We start from the raw sequence: 2,578 nt of genomic DNA, 5'->3' as shown, positions 1-2,578 counted from the left end.
TGCGCCGGGAGGCGTTGCGCCGGGGTGACCTGGACGGCGCGGTGACCCGGGCGCGGGCGCTGCTCGACCAGGCCCTCGCCGCGGAACGGGACGAGCTGGGCGGCCGCGACGGCGACGACGCCCGGTTCGCCGAGGCGGTGCTGGACAACCTGCCCCGCTCCACCGCCCGCGCCGTCGAGGAGCTTTCCGGGTACGAGTGGGCCAGCGCCGAGGCGCGACAGACCTACCAGCGGATCCTCGACGGGCTGCGCGGCGAGGTGCTGGAACAGCGCTTCGCCGGCCTGCGCGACGCGGCGCGGGCCGCCGCCGACCCGGCCGCCCAGCAGCAGCTCGCCGAGATGATGCGCGACCTCAACGACCTGCTCGCCCGGCACGCCCGCGCGGAGGACACCACCGACGCGTTCGCCGAGTTCATGCGCCGGCACGGGGAGTTCTTCCCGGAGCGCCCCCGCGACGTCGACGAGCTTGTCGACGTGCTCGCCCGCCGGGCGGCGGCCGGGGAGCGGCTGATGCGGTCGCTGTCGGACCGGCAGCGCGAGGAACTGGCCGGGCTGATGCGCCAGTCCCTCGGCGACCGGCTCGCCGGTGAGCTGTCCCAGCTCGACGAGCACCTGCGGTCGTTGCGCCCCGACCTCAACTGGCAGCGCGGCGAACGGGTCCGGGGCGACCAGCCCCTCGGGTACGGCGAGGCCACCGGCGCGCTCGACGAGATCGCCGAACTCGACGAGCTGCTGGACTCCCTCGACCAGGACCAGCCGGGTGCCACGCTCGACGACGTCGACGTCGAGGCGGTCGCCCGGACGCTCGGCCGGGAGGCCGCCGACGACGTACGCCGGCTGCGCGAGCTGGAGCGGGAACTGCGCCGCCAGGGCTGGGTCACCCGGGACGCGGAGGGGCTGACGCTCAGCCCGAAGGCGTTGCGCCGGCTCGCCGGCACCGCGCTGCGCCGCGTCTTCGCCGACCTGACGGCCGGCCCGCGCGGTCAGCACGACCTGCGCTCGGCCGGTGCCGCCGGCGAGGTGAGCGGCGCCTCCCGCCCCTGGGAGTACGGCGACGAACAGCCGCTGGACGTGGTGCGCACGCTCACCCGAGCGGTACGCCGGGCCGGCACCGGCGTGCCGGTACAGCTCGCGGTCGAGGACTTCGAGGTGGTGGAGACCGAGCGCCGGGCGTCCGCCGCGGTGGTGCTCTGCGTCGACCTGTCGTACTCGATGATCTCGCAGGGGCGCTGGGGGCCGATGAAGCAGACGGCGCTGGCCCTGTCGCACCTGATGGCGACCCGGTTCCCGCAGGACGCGTTGCAGATCGTCGGCTTCGGTCGGGAGGCGATGCCGCTGACCCAGCAGGAGTTGGCCGCGGTCGAACCGGACATGCAGCAGGGCACCAACCTCCAGCACGCGCTGCGGCTGGCCGGTCGGCACCTGCGCCGCCACCCGGGCGCCGAACCGGTGGTCCTCGTGGTCACCGACGGCGAACCCACCGCCCACCTCGACCCGGAGGACGGCGAGGCGTACTTCCACTGGCCGCCGCTGCCGGAGACCATCACGGCGACGATCCGCGAGGTGGACAAGCTGACCCGGTACGGCGCCACGCTCAACCTGTTCATGCTCGGCGACGACCCCGGGCTGCGCCGCTTCGTGGACGCGGTGGCGCGGCGGTCGAGGGGCCGGATGTTCACGCCCGACCTCGACGATCTCGGCGAGTACGTGGTCTCCGACTACCTGCGCGCCCGCCACGGTCGCCGCTGAGATCGCTGCCCCGCACGCCGCCTGTCGCGGCAGTCCTAGCCCTCTGAAGCTCGCGCCCCTCGTCCTGGTCCCACTCCTTGATCGATGGCCCGGCGACCCAGCGGCGCAGCGGCACGTCAGTTCTGAGCGATATACCGCTGGGTCATAATTATGACTCAGCGGTATATCGGTCTTTTGGTGATCGGCCTGCCGACTGGCTACTGACAGTCGTTGGGCTTCCTGCCGCGCCGTTCGACCCGCGCGTGTGGTTGCGGTGTAGGTGTCCGGTTCGGTGGTGGTGGGGCGGCACCCCCGGCGCGGAATCGGCGGCGGGTCGGCGGCGTTGTAACCCGGTGAACGACCGAGCAGGCGAACCACCCCCGGCCCGCGCCATCACGCCGCCCCGCCCCGCGGGGAATGGCGGCCGGTAGCCGGTCGTTACACCTGGTCCCGGCGCCGCAAGGCAGCCCCCCACGGGCCCCGCGAGCAGCCGAACCCCCCCAAGACTTTGTGCGCCTGACGGTGCCCACACCCGTCCCCCGGGTGTGTCGACCCCCGAATGGAGCCCCCCTGATGAACACGATCCTGCGTAAGAGCATCCTGGGTATTGCTGGTCTGGCCTTCACCGGTGGCGTGTTCGCCGGTCCGGTCGCCGCCCACGCCGACACCCCGCGCACGCCGGTAAGCCGGTGGCGGCTGTCGCCAGCGTGCAGGGTGAGCAGTCGACCATTACCCTGAACGACGAGCAGCTGGCCAACGCGAAGGCGATCATCGCCGCCACGAAGAAGGCCGGTCTGCCGGAGCGGGCCGCGGTCATCTCGATCGCCACCGCCCTGCAGGAGTCGAAGCTG

Annotated in this window: 1 protein-coding gene and 1 pseudogene; both read left to right on the top strand. The window is 73.2% G+C overall.

All coding sequences use genetic code 11. The features are described 5' to 3' along the window. Positions 1-1,748 (top strand): vWA domain-containing protein (locus HUW36_RS30590; protein ID WP_174531263.1); only part of this gene is annotated, 1,748 nt, incomplete at its 5' end. Positions 1,749-2,300: 552 nt separating this feature from the next. Further along, positions 2,301-2,578, top strand: a pseudogene (locus HUW36_RS34685) (hypothetical protein); the annotation flags it as partial.

It is taken from the genome of Micromonospora maritima, assembly GCF_902825405.1.
In the GTDB taxonomy this organism is placed as follows: Bacteria; Actinomycetota; Actinomycetes; order Mycobacteriales; family Micromonosporaceae; genus Micromonospora; species Micromonospora maritima.
This window is presented reverse-complemented; position numbering and strand designations above follow the sequence as displayed.